The organism is Acetobacter musti (genome assembly GCF_011516835.1).
Classification (GTDB): Bacteria; Pseudomonadota; Alphaproteobacteria; order Acetobacterales; family Acetobacteraceae; genus Acetobacter; species Acetobacter musti.
Window position 1 is genome coordinate 1 of sequence record NZ_WOTB01000083.1, and the last position, 2,745, is coordinate 2,745.

General features: G+C 40.6%; 2 protein-coding genes and 1 pseudogene. All 3 read right to left on the minus strand.

Annotation, left to right across the window (positions count from 1 at the left end):
• Positions 1-471 precede the first annotated feature (471 nt).
• Positions 472-615 (minus strand): annotated as a pseudogene (locus GOB93_RS20685) (transposase); the annotation flags it as partial.
• A 131-nt stretch (positions 616-746) separates the two neighbouring features.
• Positions 747-2,096 (minus strand): hypothetical protein, encoded by a 1,350-nt coding sequence (locus GOB93_RS20690; RefSeq protein WP_173585242.1) that lies wholly within the window; start codon positions 2,094-2,096, stop codon positions 747-749.
• Positions 2,097-2,310: 214 nt separating this feature from the next.
• Positions 2,311-2,580, minus strand: a complete 270-nt coding sequence (locus GOB93_RS20695) for a hypothetical protein (RefSeq protein ID WP_173585243.1) — start codon at positions 2,578-2,580, stop codon at positions 2,311-2,313.
• Between the last annotated feature and the right edge of the window lie 165 nt (positions 2,581-2,745).

Below are 2,745 nucleotides of genomic sequence, written 5' to 3' on the forward strand. Positions count from 1 at the left end.
GTTGTTCAACAAAGAAACAGCGGCTTGCCCTCAGGCAAGATCACGCTACCCAGACGTTCTTCTACTGTTCATGCTAAACGTTGTTTAGCGTACTTTCCACACGATGGCCTCCATCTGGCTCTCAGACAGCAAAAACACGTCACTCACACCCCCCCTCCACCGGGAATCCTCTGAATCACAACAGCACGCTCAGTTCAATAAATTAACAGGTCCTGAGCCTAATGGAGCACGTCTTGTCAGGGTGCGTCGTCACCGATCAGACGCATCAGCTAAAATACGGCAACAGTTCGTAATAAGCGTTCCGCTCATACCTACATGAGGCACCAAAGACGTCCTGCACTCTGAAAGAAAGTTGGAGCTGTCACCGTAGCATGGCGTCGCGTCATGATCGGTCACGTCATTTTCGGAACAGGCTTGCTGCGATATATTCGCAGCTTAAAAATCTGACAATTCGCAAGAAGTGTGGATATGGAAATCCGTTGTCCGCTTCCGGCCACGGCGGTGCGCAGGCGGCATCAGAGGTGTTATGCACTCCCATACCTCATCGGTCAGGTCAGACGGATAGCGTCTCGTTTTGCACGTGATACCGGCCATCCGGCCTCGCCACTCTGGCATCCGTATTCGTAGCTTGAATCACGCAGCGCACTTCTTGGAACCCCGTCATATCGAATTTCCAAAAAGGCACTGAAACTCTTATTAACCAGATAAAATAATGCACGAGCGTGGAGGTAATAAGAAAGGATAGGTTAATATATCGGCATTTTTGCAAGAGGAACAAATGACTCAAATTCAAGAATATTCCGTGATTTGGTTCCAACATTAAAATCTAAATCAACAATAATATATCCATTATTGCTTACTACAGCATAAAATCTGTTTTCTTTTTCAAAAAAGAACGTATTTGGAAGTTGGTGTTGATTTCCATTTACTAGTTTGAAACGTAGACTTGTATCGGGCTCTTCTGCATAGGATATGGAGTTATCCTTGATATATATATACATTACAGTATTATTTAATGTTATGAAAAGATAAATATCGTCTTCATTGAAGTTTATTTCAACTGGAATCATACTTCTTTTGTTATCTTTAATTCCGCCAGTGCAGAAAGAAAATTTCATGATATCAAAGAATAATATAGTACCATGGTAGCTTACTAAATAAAATAAATTATCATTTATATTTTGTTCAGTGCAAATAACAGATTCAGGAAGATTTATACTCTTATAATAATTTATACAATCATACTTATTTTTGAATATTTTGTTTTTTGAACTGTAAAATATTGTCAAGTAGGTTGTGTAGTTATTGGTTATATCTTTATAGTAAGTTTTGTTTATAGAAAACAGTTTTTTGATAAGATCTAAACATAGAGTGGGATGTTGTCTTCGAGCTTTCCCAATTACGTTCTGAAAGGTGAATTTATGTCGTCGCCTTATAACCGACGCAACAGCGACTATCTCGCTGGGATTGTCGCAGCTTAGGGCGTCGAAAATACTCTTGAAATTACGTGTACCACTTAAGTGACCGATAGTGCCGTGCCCGCAATAGAACATCTTTAAAATCGTACAATCAATGTGCCTTGCAACCATTTCCCCATGATAATTGTCGATGTAATCATTCGGGTCATAAGCAACAAAAATACTGCCATGAGTCTGAGGTCTGCGTAGACCCATACCTTTCATGATAGATATGAAATTTTTTTCAACGTAACGATCTTCGATGCACTCACATTCTTGTCTGTCTAGTGACCACTTAGGTGAAAGCGACAAGACGGAATAGGCGTTAAACAGCCTTGAGAACCTAATCGCTGCATGGGCACCCATCGAATATCCGAGGATTATAACTCTTCTGTATTTAGCGATCAGCTTTTTTACCTCATGGATGACGTTCCCTTCGTCTGTTTCCGAAAAATACCAATGGTCGTGCCTGGTTGTAATTCCGATGGCCGATACTTTTGATTTTCGAATGGGCCGTTCACAGAATATTTCGGTTTCAGCCAGATGGGTCACTGCAGCAGGACCAAATGTTATAATGACGTCCCTTGTCTCCCCCTCTACGTGGTGAACGACAAGATCTTCTCCGGAATAGACTATCATTGGTTCACTACACGTTTATTTTGTTGTCGAATTAACAATTCATTTACAAGAGTGTTATTTTTATAATTTATCGTTATAAATAATAATTTATAATGTTTTCTATATAATGTATAAATTTTACAAAAAAGACGTTTTAGGTTGATGTGTAATATATATATACAATTAAAAATTCTATATTTAGTACATCTCTGGCAGAGGATCAAGTATAAGATATTCATTGAAAGTGAATTTTTGTTGGCGCGAAAACGTAATCACGACTAAAATGCATTAATACAGTGTCATATAACAAGGTCAGTTTCCCATCTCTTCCAGTAAAAGCGTATCGATGGTGCTGGGTTAACGTGCTTTTCACATAAAGTAATGAAGGCGGAGTTAACGGCACATGAGTGCCGTGCGCTTCAGGAAAATAATACTTGATTTGTGCGGACTGATCGCCGCCTGCTATGTGTAATGACCGCTGCGTCAACTGCTTGAGCGTCAACACAATCTGTTTCCGCTTGTTAGAGCATTTTCTTTTCAATCTGGCTCATATCCAGCAGCGGTGAAGAAATTTATGCACTCTGCGGGCGAGAACTGGTCGATCAGGGTGCCGATCCTGTCCCACAAGGCGTCACGGGTGCGTTCGGCAACGCGACGCAGATGGGCTTTG

What these genes read in the sequence shown, in the direction of transcription:
- GOB93_RS20690 (WP_173585242.1), bottom strand. Translation starts at nt 2,096, where the DNA reads ATGATAGTCTATTCCGGAGAAGATCTTGTCGTTCACCACGTAGAGGGG.